At 68.3% G+C, this 24400-nt stretch carries 25 protein-coding genes and 1 riboswitch; of the genes, 14 read left to right on the top strand and 11 right to left on the bottom strand.

Going from position 1 to position 24400, the window contains the following annotated elements; translation table 11 throughout:
- Position 1 precedes the first annotated feature (1 nt).
- From AC5LXK_RS23595 to AC5LXK_RS23580, 4 genes are all read left to right on the top strand, one after another.
- Entirely contained in the window at positions 2-859 is an 858-nt protein-coding gene (locus AC5LXK_RS23595) for an SDR family NAD(P)-dependent oxidoreductase (protein WP_493393887.1), read from the top strand.
- A 40-nt stretch (positions 860-899) separates the two neighbouring features.
- The gene (locus AC5LXK_RS23590; RefSeq protein WP_493393886.1) at positions 900-1658 is read left to right on the top strand and encodes an SDR family oxidoreductase; all 759 of its coding nucleotides are present in this window, start codon (positions 900-902) and stop codon (positions 1656-1658) included.
- 37 nt (positions 1659-1695) lie between these two features.
- Entirely contained in the window at positions 1696-2532 is an 837-nt protein-coding gene (locus AC5LXK_RS23585; protein ID WP_493393885.1) for an SDR family NAD(P)-dependent oxidoreductase, read from the top strand.
- 74 nt (positions 2533-2606) lie between these two features.
- Positions 2607-3515, top strand: a complete 909-nt coding sequence (locus AC5LXK_RS23580; protein WP_493393884.1) for an NAD-dependent epimerase/dehydratase family protein — start codon at positions 2607-2609, stop codon at positions 3513-3515.
- A 93-nt stretch (positions 3516-3608) separates the two neighbouring features.
- On the opposite strand, the gene AC5LXK_RS23575 is transcribed toward AC5LXK_RS23580, so the two are convergent.
- The 5 genes from AC5LXK_RS23575 to AC5LXK_RS23555 form a co-directional block, all read right to left on the bottom strand.
- On the bottom strand, positions 3609-5474 hold the full coding sequence (locus tag AC5LXK_RS23575; RefSeq protein WP_493393883.1) for a phosphoenolpyruvate carboxykinase (GTP): 1866 nt from the start codon (positions 5472-5474) through the stop codon (positions 3609-3611).
- 523 nt (positions 5475-5997) lie between these two features.
- A complete protein-coding gene (locus AC5LXK_RS23570; protein ID WP_493393882.1) occupies positions 5998-6774 on the bottom strand; it encodes a glucose 1-dehydrogenase in 777 nt (258 codons plus the stop codon).
- 97 nt (positions 6775-6871) lie between these two features.
- The gene (locus tag AC5LXK_RS23565; protein WP_493393881.1) at positions 6872-7627 is read right to left on the bottom strand and encodes an SDR family NAD(P)-dependent oxidoreductase; all 756 of its coding nucleotides are present in this window, start codon (positions 7625-7627) and stop codon (positions 6872-6874) included.
- Positions 7628-7636: 9 nt separating this feature from the next.
- A complete protein-coding gene (locus tag AC5LXK_RS23560; RefSeq protein WP_493393880.1) occupies positions 7637-8503 on the bottom strand; it encodes an SDR family NAD(P)-dependent oxidoreductase in 867 nt (288 codons plus the stop codon).
- Positions 8504-8553: 50 nt separating this feature from the next.
- Positions 8554-9054: a nuclear transport factor 2 family protein gene (locus AC5LXK_RS23555; RefSeq protein WP_493393879.1), complete on the bottom strand. Its 501-nt coding sequence runs from the start codon at positions 9052-9054 to the stop codon at positions 8554-8556.
- Between the two features lie 200 nt (positions 9055-9254).
- On the opposite strand from AC5LXK_RS23555, the gene AC5LXK_RS23550 reads away from it, so the two are divergent.
- Complete coding sequence (locus tag AC5LXK_RS23550; protein ID WP_493393878.1) at positions 9255-9767, top strand: nuclear transport factor 2 family protein; 513 nt, start codon at positions 9255-9257, stop codon at positions 9765-9767.
- A gap of 51 nt (positions 9768-9818) precedes the next feature.
- Positions 9819-10535: an EthD domain-containing protein gene (locus AC5LXK_RS23545; protein WP_493393877.1), complete on the top strand. Its 717-nt coding sequence runs from the start codon at positions 9819-9821 to the stop codon at positions 10533-10535.
- Positions 10536-10608: 73 nt separating this feature from the next.
- Here the strand turns inward: AC5LXK_RS23545 and AC5LXK_RS23540 are convergent, their stop codons facing one another.
- Positions 10609-12192, bottom strand: a complete 1584-nt coding sequence (locus tag AC5LXK_RS23540) for an isocitrate lyase (protein WP_493393876.1) — start codon at positions 12190-12192, stop codon at positions 10609-10611.
- A gap of 400 nt (positions 12193-12592) precedes the next feature.
- Here AC5LXK_RS23540 and AC5LXK_RS23535 point away from each other — a divergent pair, with 400 nt between their 5' ends.
- The 4 genes from AC5LXK_RS23535 to AC5LXK_RS23520 all read left to right on the top strand — a co-directional run bounded on the left by AC5LXK_RS23535 (position 12593) and on the right by AC5LXK_RS23520 (position 15129).
- The gene (locus AC5LXK_RS23535) at positions 12593-13102 is read left to right on the top strand and encodes a YbaK/prolyl-tRNA synthetase associated domain-containing protein (protein WP_493393875.1); all 510 of its coding nucleotides are present in this window, start codon (positions 12593-12595) and stop codon (positions 13100-13102) included.
- Positions 13099-13737 carry a helix-turn-helix transcriptional regulator gene (locus AC5LXK_RS23530; protein ID WP_493393874.1) on the top strand — a complete coding sequence of 213 codons (639 nt, stop codon included), beginning with the start codon at positions 13099-13101 and terminating at the stop codon, positions 13735-13737. Before AC5LXK_RS23535 ends, AC5LXK_RS23530 begins: the two co-directional genes overlap by 4 nt.
- A gap of 51 nt (positions 13738-13788) precedes the next feature.
- A complete protein-coding gene (locus AC5LXK_RS23525) occupies positions 13789-14763 on the top strand; it encodes a threo-3-hydroxy-L-aspartate ammonia-lyase (protein WP_493393873.1) in 975 nt (324 codons plus the stop codon).
- 117 nt (positions 14764-14880) lie between these two features.
- On the top strand, positions 14881-15129 hold the full coding sequence (locus AC5LXK_RS23520) for a hypothetical protein (protein ID WP_493393872.1): 249 nt from the start codon (positions 14881-14883) through the stop codon (positions 15127-15129).
- A 42-nt stretch (positions 15130-15171) separates the two neighbouring features.
- Here the strand turns inward: AC5LXK_RS23520 and AC5LXK_RS23515 are convergent, their stop codons facing one another.
- From AC5LXK_RS23515 to AC5LXK_RS23495, 5 genes are read right to left on the bottom strand one after another with little or no spacing between them, the layout of a single operon-like run.
- Positions 15172-15996, bottom strand: a complete 825-nt coding sequence (locus AC5LXK_RS23515; RefSeq protein WP_493393871.1) for an SDR family NAD(P)-dependent oxidoreductase — start codon at positions 15994-15996, stop codon at positions 15172-15174.
- Positions 15997-16001: 5 nt separating this feature from the next.
- Complete coding sequence (locus tag AC5LXK_RS23510; RefSeq protein WP_493393870.1) at positions 16002-16877, bottom strand: SDR family NAD(P)-dependent oxidoreductase; 876 nt, start codon at positions 16875-16877, stop codon at positions 16002-16004.
- A gap of 30 nt (positions 16878-16907) precedes the next feature.
- Positions 16908-17900: an NADP-dependent oxidoreductase gene (locus AC5LXK_RS23505; RefSeq protein ID WP_493393869.1), complete on the bottom strand. Its 993-nt coding sequence runs from the start codon at positions 17898-17900 to the stop codon at positions 16908-16910.
- Positions 17901-17946: 46 nt separating this feature from the next.
- Positions 17947-18579 (bottom strand): Dabb family protein, encoded by a 633-nt coding sequence (locus AC5LXK_RS23500; protein ID WP_493393868.1) that lies wholly within the window; start codon positions 18577-18579, stop codon positions 17947-17949.
- Positions 18569-18913, bottom strand: coding sequence for a hypothetical protein (locus AC5LXK_RS23495; RefSeq protein WP_493393867.1), 345 nt, complete (start codon positions 18911-18913; stop codon positions 18569-18571). The genes AC5LXK_RS23500 and AC5LXK_RS23495 overlap by 11 nt, the downstream gene beginning before the upstream one ends.
- Positions 18914-19079: 166 nt before the next feature.
- On the opposite strand from AC5LXK_RS23495, the gene AC5LXK_RS23490 reads away from it, so the two are divergent.
- From AC5LXK_RS23490 to AC5LXK_RS23475, 4 genes are all read left to right on the top strand, one after another.
- Positions 19080-20138, top strand: a complete 1059-nt coding sequence (locus AC5LXK_RS23490; RefSeq protein WP_493393866.1) for an AraC family transcriptional regulator — start codon at positions 19080-19082, stop codon at positions 20136-20138.
- Positions 20139-20227: 89 nt separating this feature from the next.
- Positions 20228-20420: riboswitch (cobalamin riboswitch) on the top strand.
- A 331-nt stretch (positions 20421-20751) separates the two neighbouring features.
- Entirely contained in the window at positions 20752-22680 is a 1929-nt protein-coding gene (locus AC5LXK_RS23485) for a TonB-dependent receptor domain-containing protein (protein WP_493393865.1), read from the top strand.
- A gap of 129 nt (positions 22681-22809) precedes the next feature.
- Positions 22810-23382: a TetR/AcrR family transcriptional regulator gene (locus AC5LXK_RS23480; RefSeq protein ID WP_493393864.1), complete on the top strand. Its 573-nt coding sequence runs from the start codon at positions 22810-22812 to the stop codon at positions 23380-23382.
- 22 nt (positions 23383-23404) lie between these two features.
- On the top strand, positions 23405-24400 hold the full coding sequence (locus tag AC5LXK_RS23475) for an alpha/beta hydrolase (RefSeq protein ID WP_493393863.1): 996 nt from the start codon (positions 23405-23407) through the stop codon (positions 24398-24400).

Here is a 24400-nt window from a genome sequence, read left to right as displayed (position 1 = left end):
GATGCGCACGCCCCTTCCCCTCATCGGCCGCACTGCGCTCGTCACCGGTGGTGCGGGCGGCATCGGCGCAGCCTGCGCGCACGCGCTCGTCGCCGACGGCGCGGCCGTCGTGCTGATGGGCCGCCGCCGCGATGCGCTCGAACGCGCACAACGGCAACTGACCGATGCGGTGCCCGGCAGCCGCGTCGCGATCCACGCCGGCGACGCATGCGACGAAGGCGACCTGCAGGCCGCGCTCGACTGCGCATGGGCGCTGGACAACCGTCTCGACATCGTCGTGCCGACCGTCGGCGGCGCCGGCTTCCGGCCGCTGCTGCTGCACGATGCCGACAGCTTCCGCGCGGAAATCGACCTCAACCTGCACAGCGCGTTCGCCGCGATCCGTCATGCGGCACCGCGGCTCGCCGACAGCGGCGGCGGCGCGATCGTCTGCATCTCGTCGACGGCCGCGCAGATCACTTTCCGCTGGCTGTCCGCGTACTGCACCGCCAAAGCCGCGCTCGAAGCGCTCGTACGCGGCGCGGCCGAGGAACTGGCCGGCGCGAAGATCCGCGTGAACGCGGTGCGCCCGGGCCTCACGCGCTCCGAAGCCACCGCGCCGATGTTCGACAACGCGGCACTCGTCGACAGCTTTCTCGAACAGATCCCGCTCGGCACGCTCGGCGAACCGGAGGCCATCGCGCATGCGGTGCGCTATCTCGCGGGCCCCGAGTCGGGCTGGGTGACCGGCCAGAGCTTCGCGGTCGACGGCGGCCACGAGCTGCGCACCAACCCGCGCGTCGACGACACGATCGCGCAGATCTACGGCACGGCCGCGCTCGACGCGATCAAGGCCGGCCACGCACCGGGCGCCGCATGAGCGTCCGCCTTCCCTCATACACAAAGGACACCGACCGACCATGAATCGAGTCGCAAACAAGGTCGTGCTGGTCACCGGCGCGGCAAGCGGCGTCGGCCGCGCGGATGCGCTGCTGCTCGCCGCCGAAGGCGCACACGTGGTGCTGACCGACATCGACGAGGATGCTGGCCGTGCGCTCGCGCGCGAGATCGGCGACGCGGCGCTGTTCGTGCGCCACGACATCGCCGACGAAGAAGGCTGGCGGCATGCGATCGCGGCCACGCTCGACCGCTTCGGCCGCCTAGACGTGCTCGTCAACAACGCGGCGATCTGCCCGGTCGGCTCGATCGAGGAGACGAGCCTCGACACCTGGCGCCGCGTGATGCGCACCAATGCCGACGGTTATTTCCTCGGCTGCAAGTACGCGATCGGCGCGATGAAGGGCAACGACACGCCGGGTTCGATCGTGATGATGTCGTCGGTCGCCGCGCTCGGCGGGCTGCCGATGATGTGCGCGTACACCGGGTCGAAAGGCGCGGTGACGGCGCTCGCGCGCAGCGTCGCCGTGCACTGCAAGCGCAGCGGCTACCGGATCCGCTGCAACTCGATCCATCCGGACGGGATCTGGACGCCGATGACGCAGGCGCTGATGCCCGATCTCGACCCCGTCTCGCTCGGCATCGGCAGCGACCCGATGGCGCGCATGTGCGACCCGCAGGACGTCGCGAATCTCGTGCTGTTCCTTGCGTCCGACGAATCGCGTTTCGTGAACGGCGCGGAACTGCGGATCGACAACGCGCAACTGGTGTCGTCGCTGTGACGCGGCCCGGCGCATTTCCCTTCGGAGGAGTCCTCAAATGATTTCATTCACCGGCAAGACCGTGCTGGTCACCGGCGGCGGCGCGGGCATCGGCCGCGCCTGTGCGGAAGCGTTCGGCGCGGCCGGCGCGCGCGTGGCGGTAGCCGAGATCGACGCGGCGCGCGCGCAGGACGTGCGCGCGGCGCTCGAAGCGGCCGGCGTCGACGCGCTCGTCGGCACCGTGGACGTCACGCATCGCGACGAGGTCGACGCGTTCGCCCGGACGATCGACGCGCGTTTCGGCGGTCTCGACGTGCTCGTCAACAACGTCGGCGATTTCCTGCAGATCGCGAAACCGTTCGACGACTGCACCGACGACGACATCGCACGGCTGTTCGACGTGAACCTGCGCCAGGTGTTCACCGTCACGCGCGCGATGCTGCCGTTGCTGCGCAAGCGCGGCGCGGGCAGCAGCATCGTCGGCGTGTCGTCGATCGAAGGCTTCCGCGCGATTCCGAACTGCACCGTGTATGCGTCGTTCAAGGCCGCGCTGACCGGCTTCACCAAGAGCCTTGCGCTCGAACTCGGGCCGGCCGGCATCCGCGTGAACCAGATCGCGCCCGAAACCACCGAGACGCCGCAGGTGCCCGTCAGCGCGATGGTCGCGGCCGAGCATCACGACCACATCCCGCGCTGGATTCCGCTTGGACGCTTCGGCGCGGCCGGCGATATCGCGGGCGCCGCGCTGTTCCTCGCGAGCCCGCTCGCCGCGTGGGTCACCGGCACGACGCTGCACGTCGACGGCGGCGCGCTCGCGGCGGCCGGCTGGTATCGCGACCCGAACGGCTTCTGGACCAACATGCCCGTCGTCACGGGCAACGGCTTCAATTTCTGAACAACGCAGCGCACGCACGCGCCGCGTCATCCATTCATTTCACGCGGCGCGCCTGCGCCGCCATCGGAGACTCCATGAAGATCCTGATCGTCGGCGGCACCGGCCTCATCGGCGGCCACGCCGCGCTGCACCTGCACGCGCAGGGCAACCACGTCACGCTCGCCGCACGCAAGCCGCCCGCGCCCGGCAGCGCGCTCGCGCAGTTCGACCTGCTGCAGCGCGACTACGTGCCCGGCAACTTCACGCGCGACGATCTCGCGCCGTTCGACGCGGTCGTGTTCGCCGCCGGCAACGACATCCGCCACCTGCCGCCCGGCACCGACGAAGCCGCGCACTGGGAGCGCGCGAACGTCGATGCGGTGCCGCGTTTCTTCGCACTTGCGCGCGACGCAGGCGTGAAACGCGCGGTGCTGGTCGGCAGCTTCTACCCGCAGGTCGCGCCGGCGCTCGTCGACACGGTTCCGTACGTGCGCTCGCGCCATCTCGCCGACGAACGCGTGCGCGCGCTCGCGACGCCGTCGTTCGCGGCGTGCAGCGTCAATGCGCCGTTCGTCGTCGGGTCGGTACCCGGATTGCGCAACGAGATGTTCGCCGCGTACACAGGTTACGCGCACGGGCAATTCACCGGGCTGCCGGTGTTCGGGCCGGCCGGCGGCAGCAACTTCATCTCGACGCAATCGCTGTCGGAAGCGATCTGGGGCGCGCTGCAGCGCGGCGAGGCGGGCAAAGCGTACCTCGTCGGCGACGAGAACCTGAGCTTCGCCGACTACTTCGCCGCATTCTTCCGCGCGGCCGGCAATCCGCAGGACGTGCCGTCGCTCGACCAGGAGCATCCGCTGCTGCCCGACATCGCGATCTACACCGGGCGCGGCAACGTCGTGTCGTACGAGCCCGATCCGGCGGACATCGCGCTGCTGCGCTACCGGCGCGGCGACGTGCAGCGCGCGGTCGACGAAGTCGTCGCACATTGCAGTGCGCAGTAACCGGGCCGCCTTCGCGCGACGCGGATGCAGAAACGCCCCGCCGCCGGCGATGGATGCCGGCGGCGGGGCGTCAGGGGCAATGCGTCGGGATCGTCAGGCGCCGATGCGCTGCTCGATCCTCTTCATCGTGTCGGTCATTTCAGCCGGCAGACGCAGCTTCAGCGTATCGAACAACGCCGCATGCAGTTTCAGCTCCTCGCGCCATTCGTCGGCATTCATCGACGTCACCGCATCGAACTGGTCGCGCGTGAAATCGAGGCCGTCCCAGTGCAGGTCCTCATACGCGGGCGACACGCCGAACGCATGCTCGCCGCCGCCGCCCGTGCCTTCGAGACGATCGAGCATCCATTTCAGCACGCGCATGTTCTCGCCGAAGCCCGGCCACACGAACTTGCCGTTCGCGTCCTTGCGGAACCAGTTCACGCAGTAGATCTTCGGCAGCGCGGCGCCCGTGGCTTCGAGCTGCTTGCCGAGTTTGAGCCAGTGCGCGAAATAATCGCTGACGTTGTAGCCGCAGAACGGCAGCATCGCGAACGGGTCGCGCCGCACGATGCCCTGCTGGCCGACTGCGGCGGCGGTCGTCTCCGAGCCCATCGTCGCGGCCATGTACACGCCTTCCGTCCAGTCGCGCGCCTCGGTCACGAGCGGCACCGTGGTCGAGCGTCGGCCGCCGAAGATGAACGCGTCGATCGGCACGCCCGCCGGGTTTTCCCAGTCGCCGTCGATCGACGGGCACTGCGCGGCCGGCGCCGTGAAGCGCGAGTTCGGATGCGCGGCCTTGCGGCCCGTCTCCTTGCCGATCTCCGGCGTCCACGGGTTGCCCTGCCAGTCGGTCAGCTTCGCGGGCGGCGTGTCGGTCAGCCCTTCCCACCACACGTCGCCGTCTTCCGTCAGCGCGACGTTCGTGAAGATCACGTTCTCCGTCAGCGTCGAGATCGCGTTCGGGTTCGTCTTCACACCGGTGCCCGGCGCGACGCCGAAGAAGCCGGCTTCCGGGTTGATCGCATACAGGCGGCCGTCGCGGCCCGGCTTCAGCCAGGCGATGTCGTCGCCGATCGTCGTGACCTTCCAGCCGTTGAAGCCTTGCGGCGGGATCAGCATCGCGAAGTTGGTCTTGCCGCACGCGGACGGGAACGCGGCCGCGACGTGATACTTCTTGCCGGCCGGCGACGTCACGCCGAGGATCAGCATGTGTTCGGCAAGCCAGCCCTGGTCGCGGCCCATCGTCGACGCGATGCGCAGTGCGAAGCACTTCTTGCCGAGCAGCGCGTTGCCGCCGTAGCCGGAACCGAAGCTCCAGATCTCCCGCGATTCAGGGAAATGCACGATGTACTTGACCGGGTTGCACGGCCACGGCACATCCTGCTGGCCCGCTTCGAGCGGATGGCCGACGCTGTGCACGCACGGTACGAAATCGCCGTCCTCGCCGAGCACGTCGTACACGTCGCGGCCCATGCGCGTCATGATCCGCATGTTCACCGCCACGTACGGGCTGTCGGACAGCTCGACGCCGACGTGCGCGATCGGCGAGCCGAGCGGGCCCATCGAGAACGGCACGACGTACAGCGTGCGGCCGCGCATCGAGCCGCGGAACAGCCCGTTGAGCGTCTCGCGCATTTCGGCGGGCTCGATCCAGTTGTTGGTCGGGCCGACGTCGTCGCGCGAAGCCGAGCAGATGAACGTGCGATCCTCGACGCGCGCGACGTCCGACGGATCGGATTGCGCGAGATACGAATTCGGACGCTTCGCCGGGTTCAGGCGCGTGAGCGTGCCCTGGTCGACCATCGCCTGGCACAGCGCGTCGTTTTCTTCCTGCGAGCCGTCACACCACACGACGCGCTCGGGCTCCGTCAGTGCCGCGATGCGCGATACCCAGTCGATCAGCTTGCGATTCTTGACGAAAGCCGGCGGAGCGATCAGCGGGCCGTGTGTTGCTTCGGCCAAAGTGTTTTGCGACATGGGGATGTCTCCAGATTATTGGGCGGGGATGGGGGATGCGGGGCGAGCCCGCGAGATGAGGAATGCGTACGGAGCGCAGGAGGGAGCGGCGCGCAGGACGGGACGCGCGAGCGGAGCGCGCGTCGATGCCGCGATGCGTGCGAGAGAAGATGAAATCTCGTTAGAAGATGCGAACGCGAGTTTCGCCATGCAAGCAACCTGCCATACAACTCCATTCCGGCCAGCATACCATCGCCGATATCAAGCGGGCGTTGCGTTGCAACAAGAAACAACTGTGACGGCGCGCCGGCATGCGGGTTGCAGACGCGTCCTTTTTACAGCGTCGCGGCGTGCGCTTTAGGGACGAAACGGCCGCGATGGCCGCCCGGCAAGGGTTTCGCGCGCGCAGCAAATTGGGCGTGCACTCGCGCGCGACGAAAACACGAACACGCACCGCGCGAATTCGCGTTTTCGCTACTCAGGCAAACCCTGAATTAGGTTGCGTACACAAACATCCTGATTGAATGCCGCTGTACGCCCCTGCTCAAAACGGTGCGCCCGGCAATCCGGGGTAATACGCGCCCGCCGCCATTCCGCCGTCGACGGCCAGTTCGGCACCGTTGCAATACGATGCGTCGTCGCTCGCGAGGAACAGCGTCGCACGCGCGATCTCTTCCGGCAAACCGACGCGCTGCTGCGGCACGTTCGCATAGTGCTTGTTGATCTCCTCGAGCGGTGCACCGGTCGGGTTCGACATCGCGGTGTTCACGCCGCCCGGATGGATCGAATTCACGCGCACGCCCTGGTGCCCGAGTTCGAGTGCCGCAACCTTCGTCAGCCCGCGCACGCCCCACTTGCTCGACACGTACGCGGCCAGCGCATTCACGCCGCGCAGCCCGTCCACCGACGAGATGTTGACGATCGACCCGCTCTTCTGCGCGATCATGCGCGGCGCGATCGTCCGGATGCCGACGAACGTGCCAACGAGATTGATCGACACCGCGCGTTCGAAATCGCGTTTCGACAGCTCGGTGATCCCGCCGAACGTCAGCACGGCCGCGTTGTTGACGAGCACGTCGATGCGGCCGAACTGCTCGACGGTCGCCTCCGTCACGCGCACCCAGCTCGCTTCGTCGGCCACATCGAGGCACATGAAACGTGCCGCGTCGCCAAGCTCGCGCGCGAGCGCTTCGCCTTCCGAGTCGAGCACGTCGCCGATCACGACGCGCGCGCCCTCTTCGACGAACAGCCTGCACGTCGCCGCGCCCATGCCGCGCGCGCCGCCCGTGACGATCGCTACCTTTCCTGCCAGTCGACCCATGTCGTCCTCCGTTCGATTCCGGTTTGCCGGCCGCCGCGCATGCGTATCCACGCGCGTGCGGCGGCCGAATTCATGATTCGGCGCACGCCGCGCGCCGTCAGCCCCAGTACGCCTGCCCACCGTCGAGCGGCAACGTCGCGCCCGTCAGGTACGCGGCGTCGCGGCTCGCGAGAAACACGATCGCGCGCCCGATGTCCTGCTCGCAGTCGCCGACGCGACCCAGCGGAATCGTGCGGAAGAACGCAGCGGCTTCCTGCGGATTCGCATCGATCCAGCATTTCAGGCCCGGCGACAACGCATGCGGTGCGACCGCGTTCACGCGGATGCCGTCCGCGCCCCATTCGCATGCGGCCGCGCGCGTCAGCGCACGAATCGCTTCCTTGGTCGCCGCATACGCGCCGTACCCCGACGCATCCCAGCGCACCGCGGCCGATGACGCGAAGTTGACGATCACGCCGTCGCCCGTCAGATGCGGATGGCACGCGCGCATCATCCGCAGCGTCGCGATCGGCCCCGATTCGAGACCCGCCATAAAATCCGCGTCGGTCACGTCGAGCAGGCGGCCGAGCGGCACGACCTGCGCGTTGTTGATCAGGATCTGCACGCCGCCGAACCGTTCGGCGACGGCATCGACGCACTGCGCGATCTGCCCGGCGTCCATCACGTCGCAGACGAACGGCTCGGCCACGCCGCCGCGCGCGCGAATCGCCTCGCAGGTCGCGAGCAGCTTGTCGCGCGTGCGTCCGACCACCGCGACGTGCGCGCCTTCGGCCGCGAGCGCATGCGCGACGCCCTGGCCGACGCCCTGCCCCGCGCCCGTCACGAGCGCGACCTTGCCCTTCAGGATGCCCATGCGTGCTCCTCAGGCGACGATTGCCGGATGCGCCTGCACGGGCCCGCCGAGCAGTTCGCGGTACGACGGCGGCTGCTTGCCGTCGAGATCGGCAATGCCGTACTGCAACGCGGCTTCCGCGCCGACGAGCACCTGCCCCGACAGCGCCATGCGCTGCGGATCGCCGTGGATCGCGTGAATCACGCGCCCCGTGAACTCCGGGCTTTCGGCGACGAGCGAGAACTCCTTGTACAGATCCGGGTGTTCTTCCCACACGCGCGTCGTGCGTTCGGTGCGCAGCGGGCCCATCCAGATCGACACGGCCGCGACGTCGAACGGCTTCAGGTCGACGGCCATGTCCTTCGCGAACTTGTCGACGCCGGACTTCTGCGCGCCGTACGCGGCGCCGTGCATGTAGCAGCTCGCGCCGAACGACGACGTGAATGCGATCAGCCCGCTGCGGCGCTTCGCCATCAGCGGCGCCGCATGCCAGCTCGCGACGTACGCCGAGCGCAGCCCGACGTCGAGGATGTTCACGAGGTCGAGCGACTTCTCCCAGAACGGGCCCGGCAGGATCAGCTGGTCATGCAGGTAGGTCGCGTTGTTGACGAGGATGTCGAGCCGCCCGCATTCGCGTTCGACGCGCCCGAACAGCGCCCCCACCTGCGCGTCGTCCGCGTGATCGCACGCCACCGCGATCCCGCGACCGCCGAGCGCATCGATTTCGCGCGCGGTCTCGTGGATCGTGCCGGGCAGCGGCGCATCGCCTTCGTGCTGCGAGCGGCCCGTCACGTAGACGGTCATGCCGGCCGCGCCGAGCGCGCGCGCGATGCCCTTGCCCGCGCCGCGCGATGCGCCCGTCACGACGGCGACCGGCGCATCGTGGTTCTGTGTCATGTTCGATGTCTCCTGTGAAATGTCCGCCACGCACGTGGCGATCGCGTGCGTCAGGCAGCCGGCGGCTGCGCACCGGCGAACAGCACGCCCGGCGCGTCGCCTTCGTAACGGGCCGACAGCGTCGACGTGACGACGCAGCGCGTGGCCGCGATCCGCCATTCGCCGTCGACCTTCCGGTACGCGTCGTCGTAATACGCGCCGAGCTGCGTGAGCGTGCGCGCGTTCGTGTCGATCACCTGGTAGTGCAGGCCCCACGTGCCGCGTGCATGCGTGTCGTCGAGCACGGCGATGTCGGGATTCACGCCGTGATGCATCTCGACGATATGCGGATGGCAGCCGAGCCGCTCGAACACGTCGACGAGCGCGTCGCGCGTGTCGAACGTGCCGATCAGGCCGTAGTCGATCTGCACGGGGCCGGCCACGAAGCAGTCGCGCATCCCTTGCGGATCCTTGCGATCGCAACACGTGAAATAACGCGCCTTCAGCCGGCGGATCGCGTCGGCGTCCTCGAGCCGGCGCACGCGCGTTTCCAGCGATTCGATGAGGGTCATCCCGTCTCCTTGTTCGGTGCAGGCGCGGTTCGATGGCCGCGTCGATGCCACGTTACCGCCGCGCAATGCATCGGCCATCACCCGTTCGGATTAAGCCGGCGGTTCATGTGCGGGGGTGTACGGGGTTTTCGTCCGAACAGACGATGTGATGCGGGGGGCTTCGTTCCTACCATCGAGCGACACCACCACGAGATACGGCGATGGACGACACGACCCGCACGCTCCACGAGTACGAGCAGATCAGACAGTTGAAGTACCGGTATTTCCGCGCGGTCGACACGCACGACTGGGCGCTGCTCGCGGATTGCCTGACCGAGGATTGCGAGGCGCGGCTGTATGGCGGCCGCTATGCGTACGACGGCCGTGACGCGTTCGTGTCGAGCCTGCGCGAGCTGATCGGCAAGCCGACTTTCCTGACGATGCATCACGGCCATCACCCGGAGCTCACGCTGGTGTCCGCCGATCACGCGTGCGGCGTGTGGTTTCTCGAGGATCACGCGATCAATCTCGAGGACAACTACCTGCTGCACGGCACCGCGTTCTACGACGATCAGTACGTGAAGCGCGACGGCGTGTGGCGCATTCACGCGACGCGTCACGAACGGCTGTTCGAAACCGTCACGTCGCCGATCCCGCCGTCGTTCACGCTGACCGCGAACCGGTTCGCGCCGGGCGCACACCAGGCGGCCGGATCGACCGAAACCGCTTCCTGAACCCCGGCGGCCATGCCGCCGATCCCGTCATTCCCCTCTGGAGCCGGAACAATGGAGAAAGTCATTTACGTGCTGTGGCGCGACGCGCAGGCCGCACCCGATCAGTGGAACCGCGCGGTGCGTGCGCAGCTCGCCGACAGGCTGCTGTCGCTCGGCGCACACGGCGTGCAGGTGAACGTCGTCGATGCGGACGTCGCGCCGGCCGCCGGCCTGAAGCAGACCAACACGCACCCGGGCATCGACGGGATCGTCGCGGTATGGATGGACAGCGCGAACACGATGTTCCGCCAGCCGTTCGACGAGGCGGTGCGCGCGGCGGTCCCGCACATGGCCGCGTATCTCGTCACCGAATCGCAGCCGATCCCGAATACGCGCTTCCCGGCGCGGCCCGGCGAACGCACGACCGGCTTCTCGCAGCTCGCGTTCCTGAAGCGGCCGCCGCGTCTCACGTACGAAGCGTGGCTCGACGTGTGGCACGGCCACCACACGCGCGTCGCGATCGATACGCAGGACAACTTCCTGTACGTGCAGAACGTCGTCGTGCGTGCGCTCACGCATGCGGCGCCCGGCTACGACGCGATCGTCGAGGAATGCTTCCCGGCTGCCGCGATGACCGATCCGCACGCGTTCTTCGATGCGCTCGGCGACGACGGGAAATTCCAGCGCAACCTGGCGGAGATGATGGATAGTTGCGGGCGCTTCATCGATTTCGACAAGATCGACGTGGTGCCGACGAGTCAGTACGTCGTGAAGGCCGTGCGCGGGTAACGCGCCAGGAGCGAGCGGATAAAAAAAACGCCAGCCCCGAGGGGCTGGCGTTGTGCTTCGGGTCCGACGATGATCAGAACTGGTTCATCGTGTTGTCCTTGCCCGCCGCCTTCAGCGCTGCGTCGCCGCTGAAGTATTCCTTGTGGTCGTCGCCGATGTCCGAACCGGACATGTTCTGGTGCTTCACGCAGGCGATGCCCTGGCGGATTTCCTTGCGCTGCACGCCGGCCACGTAGCCCAGCATGCCCTGGTCGCCGAAGTATTCCTTGGCCAGGTTGTCGGTCGACAGCGCAGCCGTGTGGTACGTCGGCAGCGTGATCAGGTGGTGGAAGATCCCTGCTTCACGCGCTGCATCGGCCTGGAACGTGCGGATCTTTTCGTCCGCCTGCGCGGCCAGCTCCGTCTGGTCGTACTCGACGCTCATCAGCTGTGCGCGGTCGTAGGCCGACACGTCCTTGCCTTCCGCCTTCATCGCGTCGTACGCCTGCTGACGGAAGTTCAGCGTCCAGTTGAACGACGGGCTGTTGTTGTACACCAGCTTCGCGTTCGGGATCACCTTGCGGATCTCGCTGACCATGCCGCCGATCTGCGCGATATGCGGTTTTTCGGTTTCGATCCACAGCAGGTCGGCACCGTTCTGCAGCGACGTGATGCAGTCGAGCACGCAACGCGCTTCGCCCGTGCCGGCGCGGAACTGGAACAGGTTGCTCGGCAGGCGCTTCGGACGCAGCAGCTTGCCGTCGCGCTTGATGACGACGTCACCGTTGCCCAGCTGGTCGGCCGACAGTTCTTCGCAATCGAGGAACGCGTTGTACTGGTCGCCCAGGTCGCCCGGCTTGGCCGTCACGGCGATCTGCTTGGTCAGGCCGGCACCCAGCGAGTCGGTACGGGCGACGATGACGCCGTCGTCCACGCCCAGCTCCAGGAACGCGTAGCGGATCGCGCGGATCTTCGCGAGGAAATCCTCGTGCGGCACGGTGACCTTGCCGTCCTGGTGGCCGCACTGCTTCTCGTCCGACACCTGGTTTTCGATCTGGATGCAGCAGGCGCCCGCTTCGATGAACTGCTTGGCCAGCAGGTACGTCGCTTCCGCGTTGCCGAACCCGGCGTCGATGTCGGCGATGATCGGCACGACGTGCGTCACGTGGTTGTCGATCTTGTCCTGGATCGCGGCCTTGGCAGCGGCGTCCTGCGCGGCATCCAGCTGGCGGAACAGGCCGCCCAGCTCACGGGCGTCGGCCTGGCGCAGGAACGTGTACAGCTCGCGGATCAGCGCGCTGACGGACGTCTTTTCGTGCATCGACTGATCCGGCAGCGGGCCGAACTCCGAGCGCAGCGCGGCGACCATCCAGCCCGACAGGTACAGGTAGCGGCGTTCGGTGCTGTTGAAGTGCTTCTTGATGGAGATCATCTTCTGCTGGCCGATGAAACCGTGCCAGCAACCCAGCGACTGCGTGTACTTGGCCGGATCGGCATCGTACGCGGCCATGTCGGCGCGCATGATCTTCGCGGTGTACTTCGCGATGTCCAGGCCGGTCTTGAACTTGTTCTGGGCACGCATGCGAGCGGCGTACTCGGGGCTGATGGCATTCCACGCGCTGCCGTGGTTTTCCTTCAAGCCAGCCACTGCCTTGATGTCGTCTTGATATTGGGACATGTCTATCTCCTGGGAACGAAGCGCATTTGAGTAAAGGGTTCAGCCTGCCCGCCTCGTGTGACGAAGCGAACTGCATGGACTCAATATTAATCCTGTCCGGCGCGCTTTCGGTCAAGTCTTATATAAGACATAAGATATAAATTTTCCTTGTTTTTCAATGAGATAGCAAAGCGATTTTGCGATGCAAAACAAGTTTTCAAGCGGCGGGAAGGTCGCACGGCGGGAATTCCGCACGCATTTCGCAATGTGGAAAGGCCTTTCGCAGTTGGAGACAGCCGGGGGCGGCGCCTCGACCTGCCCCATCGCATGACAAAACGTCTATACTTGGACAATCCATCGACAGCGAGCCGGCATGCTCGCGTCACGTGCGCCGCGATGCGCCCCTCCTGCCTGGAGCGTCATGAACGACACCCCCGTTTTCGACACGCTGTGCGATCTGCTGAATACGTCCGGTGCGCGCTTTCGCGTGCTGGAACATCCGGCCGAAGGCAAATCCGACGTGATCGCCGCGATCCGCGGCACGCGCCCCGAACAAGGGGCGAAGGCGATGCTCTGCACGTTCAGGGACGGCGGCGGCACCACTGCGCTCGCCGTGATCCCGGGCCACCTGAAGATCGACTTCCGCAAGGTCGCCGATGCCGTCGGCCGCCGCAAGGCGACGCTCGCGTCGCCGGACGTCGCGGCCGCCGTCACGCGCTGCGTGATGGGCGCCGTGCCGCCGTTCGTGTTCGACGAAAACGTGACGCTCGTCGTCGATCCCGCACTGGTCGAGCGCAACGCCGAGATCGCGTTCAACGCGGGCCGTCTCGACCGCTCGGTCGTGCTCGACTCGGCCGACTACGTGCGGATCGCGCGCCCGTTGCTGGCCGACATCACGCGGCCGGACACGACGGACCAGGACAACGCATGAGCGCGAACCGCAAACCGCTGCTGTCGGAGCAGGCATCGCTGATCGAACAGGTGCAGCACATCGCCGAAGGGCTCGGCGAGATGTTCGCGCCGTTCACCGAGGTCGTGGTGCACGACCTGCGCACGCCGGAGCACGCGATCCTCGCGATCCACAACAACCTGTCCGGGCGCGCGGTCGGCGATCCCGCGACCGAGCTCGGCCTCGCGCGCATCGCCGACGACGATTTCCCGCAGGTGCTCGCGAACTACCCGAACCGCTTCGCCGACGGCCGCACCGCGAAAAGCACGTCGATCGGCATCAAGGATTCGACCGGGCGCTACGTGGCCGCGCTGTGCCTGAATGCCGACGTCACGCTGTTCCGCGGCTTCCAGGGCATGCTGAACCAGTTCTGCCGCACGGACGGCGAGACCGTCGTCGACACGCTCGACCCGGCCGGCGCGGACGCGATCCGGCAGCGCATCGACGCGTTCGCCACACGCCTCGCGACGACGCCGCGCGAGCTGAAGACCGACCAGCGCCGCGAGCTGATGCAGACGCTGAAGGCCGACGGCTTTCTCGAGGTGCGCCGCGCGATGGAAATCGTGTCGCAGCATCTCGGCGTCTCGCGCGCGACCGTCTACAACGATGCGAAGTGATGCCGCCGTGCGGCTTTCCAGTTGACTGACCTTTCCGATCCTCGAGCAACCATGAACTCTCCGACTCTCCCCACGTACGACGACGTCGCCGCCGCTGCGGCCCGGCTCGAAGGCCATGCGCACCGCACGCCGGTGATGACGTCGCGAACGGTCGACGCCGCACTCGGCGCACAGGTGTTCTTCAAGTGCGAGAACCTGCAGCGCATGGGCGCATTCAAGTTCCGCGGCGCGTTCAACGCGCTGTCGCGCTTCAACGCGGAACAGCGCCGCCACGGCGTCGTCGCGTTCTCGTCCGGCAACCACGCGCAGGCAATCGCGCTGTCGGCACGCATCCTCGGCATTCCCGCGACGATCGTGATGCCACAGGACGCGCCGGCCGCGAAGATGGCCGCGACGCGCGGCTACGGCGGCAACGTCGTGACCTACGACCGCTATACGGAGGATCGCGAGCAGATCGGGCGCGATCTCGCGGAAAAGCACGGGCTCACGCTGATCCCGCCCTACGACCACGCGGACGTGATCGCCGGCCAGGGCACGGCGGCCAAGGAGCTGTTCGACGAAATCGGCCCGCTCGACGCGGTGTTCGCGCCGCTCGGCGGCGGCGGGCTGCTGTCGGGCACCGCGCTCGCCACGCGCGCGCTATCGCCGCATGCGACGCTGTACGGCGTCGAACCGGAAGCCGGCAACGACGGCCAGCAATCGTTCCGCTCCGGCGCGATCGTCCGGATCGACACGCCGCGCACGATCGCCGACGGCGCGCAGACGCAGTACCTCGGCAACCTGACGTTCCCGATCATCCGCCGCGACGTCGACGACATCCTGACCGCGACCGATGCGGAGCTGGTCGACTGCATGCGCTTCTTCGCTACTCGTATGAAGATTGTCGTCGAGCCGACCGGCTGCCTGTCGTTCGCCGCCGTGCGCCGGATGAAGGACACGCTGCAGGGCAAGCGCGTCGGCGTGGTGATCAGCGGCGGCAACGTCGATCTCGAGAACTTCTGCGCGCTGGTGTCGGCGCCGGCATGATCGGCGCGGCGCGCATGAATATCCTGTCATCTGCGCGCCCTCGCTCCTTCACGCCGCATTAAGTTTCGCGACCTAGACTGATTGAGTTGTCCCGCAGTCAGTCGTGAAGGAGCCACCATGAATACGCACGCGATCGTCGCCGCCGCCCTGGCGGCCGCTTCCCTTTCGGCGTTCGCTCAACCGGGCGTGACGTCGTCCGGTTTCCCCGCCGCCTCGCCGCACGACGCCGTCGCGCAGGTCACCCACCGTTCGCCGGGCGCATTGCCGCCCGCCGGCTTCGTGCTCGCGAAGATCGATCAGAACAATACGCCGCCTGATCGCGACAGCGAACCGAGCGGCCGCACGCACGCCGGCACGCACATGTGACGGCGCGCGCCGGGCGCTGCCGCCGCACCCGGCCGCCGGCGTTCAGAACGACGGCAGCGACGGATCGCGCGCGGCGAGGATGTCGTCGGTGCGCCGCTGCAGCGCGCCGTCGATCGTCTCCGGCTGCGGAATCAGCCAGTAGCGCCCCGCGCGGATGCCGTCGAACACCCGCTCCGCGAACGCGTCGGGCGTGAGCCCGTGCGCGTTCAGCATCGAGCGCATCGTGTCGACGAAACCCTGTACCTCGGGCCGGTCGTGCGCGGCGCCGAACGGATCGTTGAAGATGCCCGACTGCACGGGGCCCGGCGCAAGCAGCGACACGCCGACCGGCGCGCCGAGCATCTTCAGTTCGCCGTACAGCGATTCCGTCAGCGCGACCACCGCGAATTTCGTCGCCGAATACGGCGACATCAGCGGGCTCGGCAGGAAGCCGCCGACCGACGCGGTGTTCACGACCCGCGCCGGCACGTTGCGCTCGAGCATCCGCGGCACGAAGCTGCGGATGCCGTTCAGCACGCCGTGCACGTTGATCGCGAAGCTGCGCTCGAAGCGTTCCGGCGTGATTTCCCAGCTGAAACCGGTCGCCATCACGCCCGCGTTGTTGAACAGCAGGTCGACGCCACCGAAGCGCCGCCATGCGGCCTCGGCCAGCGCGTCGACGGCTTCCGGCCGGCTGACGTCGGTCGGCACGCACAGCACGTCGGTATCGAGCGTCGTGGCGAACGCATCGAGTTTCGCCGGATCGAGATCGGCCAGCACGACGCGCATGCCGAGCGCGGCGGCATGGCGGGCGAGCCCGCTGCCGATGCCGCTGGCCGCGCCGGTGATCACGGCGGTGCCGCCGTCGAAGCGAATCGGATTCGTCATGTCTGTCAGTGTCCTGTCGGGTCGATGCAGGGATGCGCGTAAGCGGGAATCACCGGCGGCGGCAACGATGTGCTGCCGTCGAGCGAGCGCACCGCGAGCTGCTGCGCGAGCGGAAAATGCAGGCTGTGCGTGACGAGGCCGGTGCGCTCGCGCGCCGGCAGGCTGCACAGCGCGAGCGCGGTTTCGGCGAGATAGGCGACGTCCTCCGTCGGATAGCCTTCGGGGATGTAGCGCGCCGCGCCCGGCGTGCGAATCGCGGTGCTCGGCGCGACGAGATTCACCGCGATGCCGTCGGCTTCGAGCTCCGCGGCGAGCCCCTGCGTGAAGCGCGACAGCGCGGCCTTCACCGCCGCATAGACGGTCGCGCCGCCCGCGCGCGAGAAATCGTCGAACGGCCGCAGCGGCGGCAGCGCCGTCACCGAGCCGACGTTGACGATCCAGCCGGCGCCGCGTGCGCGCATCAGCGGGATCGCGGCCTGCGCGAGCGCGAACGGGATGCGCAGATAGTGTTCGATCGTCGTGTCGAACATCGTCATCGGCATCGCGTCGACGCACGCGTAGTCGGCCACGCCCGCGTTGTTCACGAGGATGTCGAGGCCGCCCGCGGCCTGCGCCGCGCGTCCGACGAGCGCGTCGCGCTCGGCCGCGTTCGACAGGTCGGCCGCCAGTGCGATCGCGCGGCCGCCGGCCTGCTCGATCAGCGCGACCGTTTCGGCAAGCGTGCCGGCGGTGGTCGCCGATTGCGTAAGGCTGCGCGCCGTCACGACGACGGTCGCGCCTTCGGATGCAAGGCGTTGCGCGATCGCGCGGCCGATGCCTCGGCTCGCGCCCGTCACCAGCGCGCACTTGCCGGCCAGGATCCGGGTTCGGGTGTCGGTCATGATGTCTCCAGTCATTTCGATGCGTGTCGTTCAGCCCGCGATATCCGCAACATGCAGCACGAGCTTGGTTTTCGCCTCGCCCGTTTGAACGAGATCGAGTGCGCGGGCCGCCTGTACGAGCGGGAAACTGTCGAAGCGCGGCACGCGCAGCGCGCGCCGGCCGAGCCGTTCGGCGATCGACGCGAGCGTGTTGCCGCTCGGCATCCGGCTGTAGGTCAGCGCGACCCGCAGCCCGCGACGCGCGGCCTCGGCGCCGGTCGCGGCCAGCCGTTCGGCATCGCCGGCCGCGAGCGTCATGATGTTCACGAGCGTGCCGCCCGGCGCGAGCAGGTCGAGCGCACCGGGCAGCGAGTCGCCGCCGACCGCGTCGAGCACGAGGTCGACGCCGCCGGGCACCCATGCGCTTGCGGCCGCGGCGATGTTCCCGGCGCGATAGTCGATGGCGATCTCCGCGCCCAGCGCTTCGACCGCGTCGCGGTTGCGCGCCGAACAGGTCGCCGCGACGCGCGCGCCGGCCTGCGCCGCCAGCTGGATCGCGAACGTGCCGACCGCGCCCGCGCCGCCGTGCACCAGCACGGTTTGCCCGGCACGCAGCCCGCCGTCGTCGAACAGGCCGGCCCACGCGGCCAGCGCGGGCGTCGGCGTTGCAGCCGCTTCCGCGAAGCCCACCGCGTCGGGAAGCCGCACGATCGAGTCGTGGCGTACCGCGACGTATTCGGCATACGCGCCCCAGCGCCCCGCGCCGACGTCGGTCTGCGCGAACACGCGCATGCCCGGTTCGAACCCGTCGACCCCGTCGCCGACCGCTTCGACGACACCTGCGGCGTCGAAGCCGATCACGAACGGAAACGTGTACTGCATGAACGCGCCGAGGTAGCCTTCGCGGCATTTCCAGTCGGCGGGATTGACGCCCGCGTACGCGACGCGGATCAGCACGTCGCCGGGGCCCGGCTGCGGGGCCGGCACGTCGGCCAGCCGCAAGGCGTCGGAATGACCGACGCGGTCGATCAGAAGCGCTCGCATCTTCGTGTCTCCAGGATGTTGTCGGTGGGGTGTTGCGTGCGGCGCGTCACGCCGCCGTATCGGCCAGCAGGCTCGAGGCGAGCGGACAGAACGCATGCGAGATCGCGTCGACCGTCCAGTCGGGGCTCTCGGCGTCGAACCGGCGATCGACCCAGCCCCAGTGATACGGATGCAGCAGGTATTCGCCGAGCAGATCGCCGACCTGCGCGAATTCCTGTTGCCACACGTGCGTCCATGCGCCGGGCGTGTCGATCCGGTTCAGGCGCCAGTTGCGGATGCCCGGCATGAACGCGGGCATGCGCAGCAGTTCGTGCTCGAGCGAGGCGACCTGTGCCGCGCTTGCCTGCGGACGGACGCGCAACATCAGCGTGCGCCAGATGCCGTCGCGCAACGCGGGCTCGCGCAGGCCGCCGCCGATCGCACGGCATGCGGCACCGTCGATGCGGGCGATGCCCGGCAGATGCGCCAAACCGGCGAAATCGACTGGGGAATCGCGCGACCGTTCATCGCGCAGCACGTCGAGCGTGTAGTCGCCCGCGCCCCAGCAGCCTTCCAGATTGCGCGCGAGCGTCACGCGTTTCGCGCCCGGCAGCGCCTGCGCCGCCTCGCGCAATGCGTGCTCGACCGCCTCTGCGTCGCGATCCGCCGACGCGAATACCTGGGCCGTGTCATGCCGCATGGTCGACCTCCGTCAGTGCGGGCAGCGGCGCATCGGCGTCCGCCATCACATGGCGGCGGCGCGCGTCGCAGAGCCCGTCGACCGCCATCCAGAACGCAACCACGTCGCCGTCGGTCAACGCGCGCATCCGGTAATAGGCATGCGCATCGTCGACCTGCCACGTCAGCCACAGCGTGCTGGGCTGCCCCGGCACCGCGACGGGCGGCGACACCCGGCGGCCGGCCGCCGTCAATCCGCGCGCCGCATGGCCCGGCAGGTAGCGGTCGCGCAGCAGCGCGAGCACGTCGGGAATGCGCTCGGGCGCGAGCGTGATTTCGTCTACGATCTGGATCATTCGCGTGTCGTCCGTGGTCGTTCGGGTCGGGATGGGTGGCCGGCCTACGCCGTTCCGGCGAGGCCGAAGGCGGCCGGCGTGGATAGCATTCTTGCGTGGACGCGGCTCACGAACCCCTACCGGCCCGCTCACCGGCCCCTGTCGCAGCGATCAGATCGGGAGACTCATGAAACAGCGTGTATTGCCGGCGAGCGGACGCGTGCTGCCGGGTCTCGGCGCACGCCTGCTGAGCGAACTCACGCGCAGCGGCGCGCCGCCGGCCGAGCGCGCGGCACAACCACCGCAAGCGGAGACGGCGCCGGGCGGCTTCGTCGCGCTGTACCGCGACGCGATCGAGCGGCTCGAGGCGCAGGTCGCGCGCGGCAACGGCCATCCGCCGATGCGCAAGCAGGAAGTCGACCTGATGTGCCGCTGCCTGCTGAGCTGCGCGACGCTCGCCGACGCGATCCGCTGCGCGCGCGACTTCTGCGAGATGCTGACGCCGCGCGCCGGCGGGCTGTCGCTCGCGGTGCGCGAAGGACGCGCGACGTTCCGGATGGATTCGCTGCGCCGCACGCGCAGCCCGGCTGCGTGCCTCGTCGACCTGACCGGGCTGTTCTGCTATCTGCAGCTGTTCGGCTGGCTGATCGGGCAGCCGCTGCGGCCGACCGACGTGTGGCTCGGCCATCCACGCCGTGACGACGCGATGCCGCTGCTCGGGTTGTTCAACGCACCGGTCGACGTCGGCCGCTCGACCTACGGCTTCGCGTTCGATGCGGCGCTGCTCGATTGCCGCGTGATCCGCCAGCCGGGCGAACTCGACGCATTCCTCGTCGATTTCCCGTTTCGTCTGATCGATGCGGCGCCGGCCGTCGTGTCCTGGGCGCAGCAGGTGCGCGGCTTTCTCGATGCGGCGCTTGCGCGCGAACAGGCGCTGCCGGCACTCGCGGAGCTGGCCGCGTGGCTCGGCGTCAGCGAGGCGACGCTGCGGCGGCGGCTGGCGGCGGAAGGCAGCGGCTATCACGTGCTGCGCGAGCAGTGCCTGGCCGACTCGGCGCGACACTGCCTGCACGAGACGGACTGGCCGATTACACGCGTGGCCGCGTATCTCGGCTTCGGCGGCGAAGAGGCATTCCGGCGCGCGTTCGTGCGCTGGACGGGCATCGCGCCGAGCCGGTTCCGGCGCACTGGCGCGACATCCGGCCAGCCGGTTTCGTCAGACGTGAAATGCGGCCCGGGCGCATAAAAGACAGAATTTCGAAAGCGATTGCCCGCCAATGACGTTTTTTCGCATCCTCGCGCAACCGGGCGATTGACGCGCCCGAGCGCACGCCATTACCCTTGCGCGCTGATGGTTCCCGGAGACGGGATCAAAAGGGAACGCAGGAGAGGCAACGCCTCGAATCTGCGGCTGCCCCCGCAACTGTGAGCGGCGAATCCGTGCCACTGCATGCCACTGGGAAACCGGGAAGGCCCGCACGGATGGCGACCCGCGAGCCAGGAGACCTGCCATCGACCCGAGGTCCAAGCAGCCGCACCGGGCGGGGTGTCCCGATGCGCCCGGCACCGCCGTTGGCGGTCGCCCGTTGCATGGACGGCCCGACCTCAGGATCCGCCCGATGTTCATCGTTACCGAATCCGCTTCCGCACCGGAAGAGTTGCGCCGGCACGCCGCCGGCATGCACGGCCCGCCCGCGCGCCCATGCCACGCCGAACCGATCGCGTCTGCCGGCATGCGCCGCAGCGACGCCCGCGGCGACTGCCCGCCGGGCCCGGCCGCACGATAGACCACCGATGACGATACCGGCACTGCCTGCTCACGATTGCCGCACGCGCAGACCGATAACAACGACAGCCTCATGAAGATTCGACACCTCCTTGCCACGTCCGCCGCGACCGCACTTTTCGCGCCCCTCGCCCACGCCGCCGGCGACGCCGCGCCTGCACCGCCGTCGCAGGCAACCGACGGCGCCGACCTGCCGACGATCACCGTGACCGACACGCGTCGGCTGCCCGAATCGTTCGACGGTCGCTATGCGACGACCCAGGTCCTCACCCGAACCGACCTCGACCGGCTGTCGCCGAGCGACCCGAGCATCACGCAGGCGCTCGCGACGCTGCCCGGCGTGACCATCTCGCAGAACGGCGGCCCCGGCACGTCCGCGTCGGTCAGCATTCGCGGCTCGTCGGCCAGCCAGGTCGCCGTGTTCATCGACGGCATCCGGATCGGCTCGTCGACCACCGGCATCGCGCCGTGGGCCGACCTGCCGACCGAGGCGTTCGAACGCGTCGAAGTGATCTCCGGGCCAGCCGCCGCATCGTTCGGCGCGAATGCGATGGGCGGCGTCGTGCAGCTCTTCACGCGCCGCGCCTCCAGCCAGCCGAACCAGACCACCGTGTCGTTCGGCGGCGGCTCGAACAAGACGTTCGACACGCAACTGCGCACGTCGGGCACCGTGCCGTCGACCGGCCCGCTAGCGGCGCTCGGCGGCCTCACCTACTCGCTCGGCCTGCACTCGTACAACACGGCCGGCATCGATGCGACGCGACCGTACGCGTACGGCCATGAAGACGGCCGCAATCCGTATCACGCGCAGGATCTCGATGCGCGCCTCGGCTACGCACGCGACAACTGGTCGGTCTCGACGTTCGCGCTGTATCACCGCTCCGACCTGTCCTACGACAACCTCGGCGGCGCGGATCGTCAACTCGATCACCAGTTGACGACCGGCATCGCGTTCCATCTCGACATCACGCCGGATACGCAGTTCGACCAGTCGTTCGGTTATGCGAACGATCGGGCGTTCCTGTATGCGAGCAATCCGACCATCCCGACCGACCAGATCAACTCGCAGCGCATCACGACGTCGACGTCGCTGACGCACCAGGAACACGGGTTCCACCTGTTCGGCCTGCCGCTGTCCGGCGAAACGAAGCTCGCGTACGACTTCACGCGCGAACAGGCCTTCCTGCCGGTCGACATTCCGAGCGGCGTGCCGACGCGCAACGATTCCGCGTTCTCGCTGCATCAGTCGGCCACGCTCGGCAGCGTGACGATGTTCCTCGCGGGCCGTCACGAAATCATCGCCGGACAGTCGGTGAATACCGGCAACGCGGCGCTGTCGTGGGCGATCACGCCGGTCTACACGGCGCGCGTGTCGTACGGCAATGCGTTCCGGTTGCCGACCTTCAACGACCTGTACTACCCCGGCTACGGCAACCCGAACCTCAGCCCGGAACGCAGCAACACGGTCGAGGCCGCGCTCGATGCGAACACGTCGTACGGCACGTTCACGGCCGCGATCTACGACACGCGCGTCTCCAACCTGATCGCGTACAACCCGGCAACGTTCTCGCCGATGAACATCGGCCGTGCGCATATTCGCGGCGTCGACCTGTCGTACAAGGGGACGATCGGCCAGTACACGCCGGTCAGCGTCGCGATCGGCCTCCTCGATCCGCAGGACGAGACCAACGACAGCTGGCTCAACCGCCGGCCGCGCCAGACGGTCAGCCTGAACGTCGACCACACGTGGGACGAGCTGCACCTGCACGCGCTGAGCACGGGCGCGTCGCTGAACTACGGCGGCACGACGTTCGACGATCCGGCCAACACGACGTACCTGCCGTCGTACCTGACCGTGAACCTGCGCGCGTCATACCGGATCAATTCGCACCTGACGGTATCGGCCACGCTGTCGAACCTGTTCGATCGCCAGTACATGACCGCGTACGGCTACAACACGCTCGGTCGCACCGCGTTCGGCAAGGTCAGCTACACGTTCTGACGATCCGGAACACCGGCGCCTGCGTCGCGGGCGCCGACACCGGCCGACCTGGCCGGCACGTGCGGGAAATTGACATCGCGGCAAAAACTAATAGAATTAGTTTTTTGACTAACCCGCATAGCATCCGTCATGGCACGTGCCGGCATTACCGTGGACAGGCTTGTCGAAGCCGGCGCGCAGCTCGCCGATGAAACCGGCTTCGAGCAGCTCACCGGCGCCGCGCTCGCGCGGCACTTCGGCGTCAGGCTGGCCAGCCTGTACTCCCATATCCCGAATTTCGACGATCTCAAAAGCCGGATCGCGCTGTTCGCGCTGCAGGAGCTGGCCGATCGCGCCGCCGACGCGCTGGCCGGCCGCACCGGCAAGGACGCGCTCGCCGCGCTCGCGAACGTGTATCGCGACTATGCGCGCGTGCACCCCGGCCGCTTTGCGGCCGCGCGCCATCCGGTGAGCGCCGAGCGCGCCGCCGGGAGCGCGGGCGGGCAGCTCGTCAGGATGACCGCCGCCGTGCTGCGCGGCTACGACCTGCCCGACGCCGAACAGGCACACGCGATCCGCCTGCTCGGCGGCTTCTTCATGGGCTACGTGACGCTCGAAGGCGCCGGCGGCTTCTCGCACAGCGCGCCGGATTCCGACGCGTCGTGGGCGCGCAGCCTCGATGCGCTCGACGTGATGCTGCGCCACTGGCCGTCGCCTGCATGACGCGCCGAACGGAATTCAAGCGATGAAAGACCAACCCGACGGCGTCGCCCTGCCGAGCCGTGTCGTGCCCTTCCCGACCTCGATCAGCGACGAGGCGCGAGCCGCGCTGCAGCGCCTGACCGGCGCCGACGGCGTGCCGCTGAACGCATTGCACGTGATGCCGGCCCCCGACGACGTCGACGCGTGGATGCGCGTGAAGGCCGCTGCCGATGCGCATTACGCGGCCGCGGTCGAGCAGCTCGCCGGCCATCTGCGCTCGCGCGTCGAGACGATCCGCGTGGGCCATGCCGACGTGCATGTCGCCACGCCCGAAGCAGCGGTTTCCGGCGAATCCGCGTACATCGACCTGCACGGCGGCGCGCTGGTCGTCGGCGGCGGCGCCGCATGCCGCGCCGGCGCGCAGATGCAGGCCGACCGGCTCGGCGTCCGCTGCTACGGCATCGACTACCGGATGCCGCCCGAACACCCGTATCCGGCCGCGCTCGACGATTGCATCGCCGCCTATGCGTACGTGCTGGCGCGTCACGCGCCGGAAAACGTCGTCATCGGCGGCCGCTCGGCCGGCGGCAACCTCGCCGCCGCGATGGTGCTGCGCGCCCGCGACGAAGGCCTGCCGCTGCCGGCCGCGCTCGTGCTGCTGTCGCCGGAAGCCGACCTGACGGAATCCGGCGACAGTTTCGAGACCAACCGGCTCGTCGATGTCGTGCTGCCCGCGCCGCTGATGCAGAACAACCTGCTGTACGCGAACGGCGCCGATCTCGCGCATCCTTACCTGTCGCCGCTGTTCGGCGATTTCACCGCCGGCTTCCCGCCGACGTTCATCCAGAGCGGCACGCGCGACCTGTTCCTGTCGAACGCCGTCCGCCTGCATCGCGCGTTGCGGCGCGCGCAGGTGCCGACCGAGCTGCACGTGTTCGAAGGAATGCCGCATGGCGGGTTCATGGGGGCCCCGGAGGATATCGAGCTGAGCCAGGAAATCGCGCGCTTCGTGCATGCGCATCTGCCGGCATTGAACTGA

Source organism: Burkholderia pulmonis (assembly GCF_984667975.1).
Note: the sequence above shows the minus strand (reverse complement) of the source record. Positions and strands in the feature narration are given on the sequence as shown.

Excerpts from the sequence above, each read along its gene's own strand:
- AC5LXK_RS23595 (WP_493393887.1), top strand. The coding sequence starts at position 2 with ATGCGCACGCCCCTTCCCCTCATCGGCCGCACTGCGCTCGTCACCGGT.
- AC5LXK_RS23590 (WP_493393886.1), top strand. The coding sequence starts at position 900 with ATGAATCGAGTCGCAAACAAGGTCGTGCTGGTCACCGGCGCGGCAAGC.
- AC5LXK_RS23585 (WP_493393885.1), top strand. The coding sequence starts at position 1,696 with ATGATTTCATTCACCGGCAAGACCGTGCTGGTCACCGGCGGCGGCGCG.
- AC5LXK_RS23580 (WP_493393884.1), top strand. The coding sequence starts at position 2,607 with ATGAAGATCCTGATCGTCGGCGGCACCGGCCTCATCGGCGGCCACGCC.
- AC5LXK_RS23575 (WP_493393883.1), bottom strand. The coding sequence starts at position 5,474 with ATGTCGCAAAACACTTTGGCCGAAGCAACACACGGCCCGCTGATCGCT.
- AC5LXK_RS23570 (WP_493393882.1), bottom strand. The coding sequence starts at position 6,774 with ATGGGTCGACTGGCAGGAAAGGTAGCGATCGTCACGGGCGGCGCGCGC.
- AC5LXK_RS23565 (WP_493393881.1), bottom strand. The coding sequence starts at position 7,627 with ATGGGCATCCTGAAGGGCAAGGTCGCGCTCGTGACGGGCGCGGGGCAG.
- AC5LXK_RS23560 (WP_493393880.1), bottom strand. The coding sequence starts at position 8,503 with ATGACACAGAACCACGATGCGCCGGTCGCCGTCGTGACGGGCGCATCG.
- AC5LXK_RS23555 (WP_493393879.1), bottom strand. The coding sequence starts at position 9,054 with ATGACCCTCATCGAATCGCTGGAAACGCGCGTGCGCCGGCTCGAGGAC.
- AC5LXK_RS23550 (WP_493393878.1), top strand. The coding sequence starts at position 9,255 with ATGGACGACACGACCCGCACGCTCCACGAGTACGAGCAGATCAGACAG.
- AC5LXK_RS23545 (WP_493393877.1), top strand. The coding sequence starts at position 9,819 with ATGGAGAAAGTCATTTACGTGCTGTGGCGCGACGCGCAGGCCGCACCC.
- AC5LXK_RS23540 (WP_493393876.1), bottom strand. The coding sequence starts at position 12,192 with ATGTCCCAATATCAAGACGACATCAAGGCAGTGGCTGGCTTGAAGGAA.
- AC5LXK_RS23535 (WP_493393875.1), top strand. The coding sequence starts at position 12,593 with ATGAACGACACCCCCGTTTTCGACACGCTGTGCGATCTGCTGAATACG.
- AC5LXK_RS23530 (WP_493393874.1), top strand. The coding sequence starts at position 13,099 with ATGAGCGCGAACCGCAAACCGCTGCTGTCGGAGCAGGCATCGCTGATC.
- AC5LXK_RS23525 (WP_493393873.1), top strand. The coding sequence starts at position 13,789 with ATGAACTCTCCGACTCTCCCCACGTACGACGACGTCGCCGCCGCTGCG.
- AC5LXK_RS23520 (WP_493393872.1), top strand. The coding sequence starts at position 14,881 with ATGAATACGCACGCGATCGTCGCCGCCGCCCTGGCGGCCGCTTCCCTT.
- AC5LXK_RS23515 (WP_493393871.1), bottom strand. The coding sequence starts at position 15,996 with ATGACGAATCCGATTCGCTTCGACGGCGGCACCGCCGTGATCACCGGC.
- AC5LXK_RS23510 (WP_493393870.1), bottom strand. The coding sequence starts at position 16,877 with ATGACCGACACCCGAACCCGGATCCTGGCCGGCAAGTGCGCGCTGGTG.
- AC5LXK_RS23505 (WP_493393869.1), bottom strand. The coding sequence starts at position 17,900 with ATGCGAGCGCTTCTGATCGACCGCGTCGGTCATTCCGACGCCTTGCGG.
- AC5LXK_RS23500 (WP_493393868.1), bottom strand. The coding sequence starts at position 18,579 with ATGCGGCATGACACGGCCCAGGTATTCGCGTCGGCGGATCGCGACGCA.
- AC5LXK_RS23495 (WP_493393867.1), bottom strand. The coding sequence starts at position 18,913 with ATGATCCAGATCGTAGACGAAATCACGCTCGCGCCCGAGCGCATTCCC.
- AC5LXK_RS23490 (WP_493393866.1), top strand. The coding sequence starts at position 19,080 with ATGAAACAGCGTGTATTGCCGGCGAGCGGACGCGTGCTGCCGGGTCTC.
- AC5LXK_RS23485 (WP_493393865.1), top strand. The coding sequence starts at position 20,752 with ATGAAGATTCGACACCTCCTTGCCACGTCCGCCGCGACCGCACTTTTC.
- AC5LXK_RS23480 (WP_493393864.1), top strand. The coding sequence starts at position 22,810 with ATGGCACGTGCCGGCATTACCGTGGACAGGCTTGTCGAAGCCGGCGCG.
- AC5LXK_RS23475 (WP_493393863.1), top strand. The coding sequence starts at position 23,405 with ATGAAAGACCAACCCGACGGCGTCGCCCTGCCGAGCCGTGTCGTGCCC.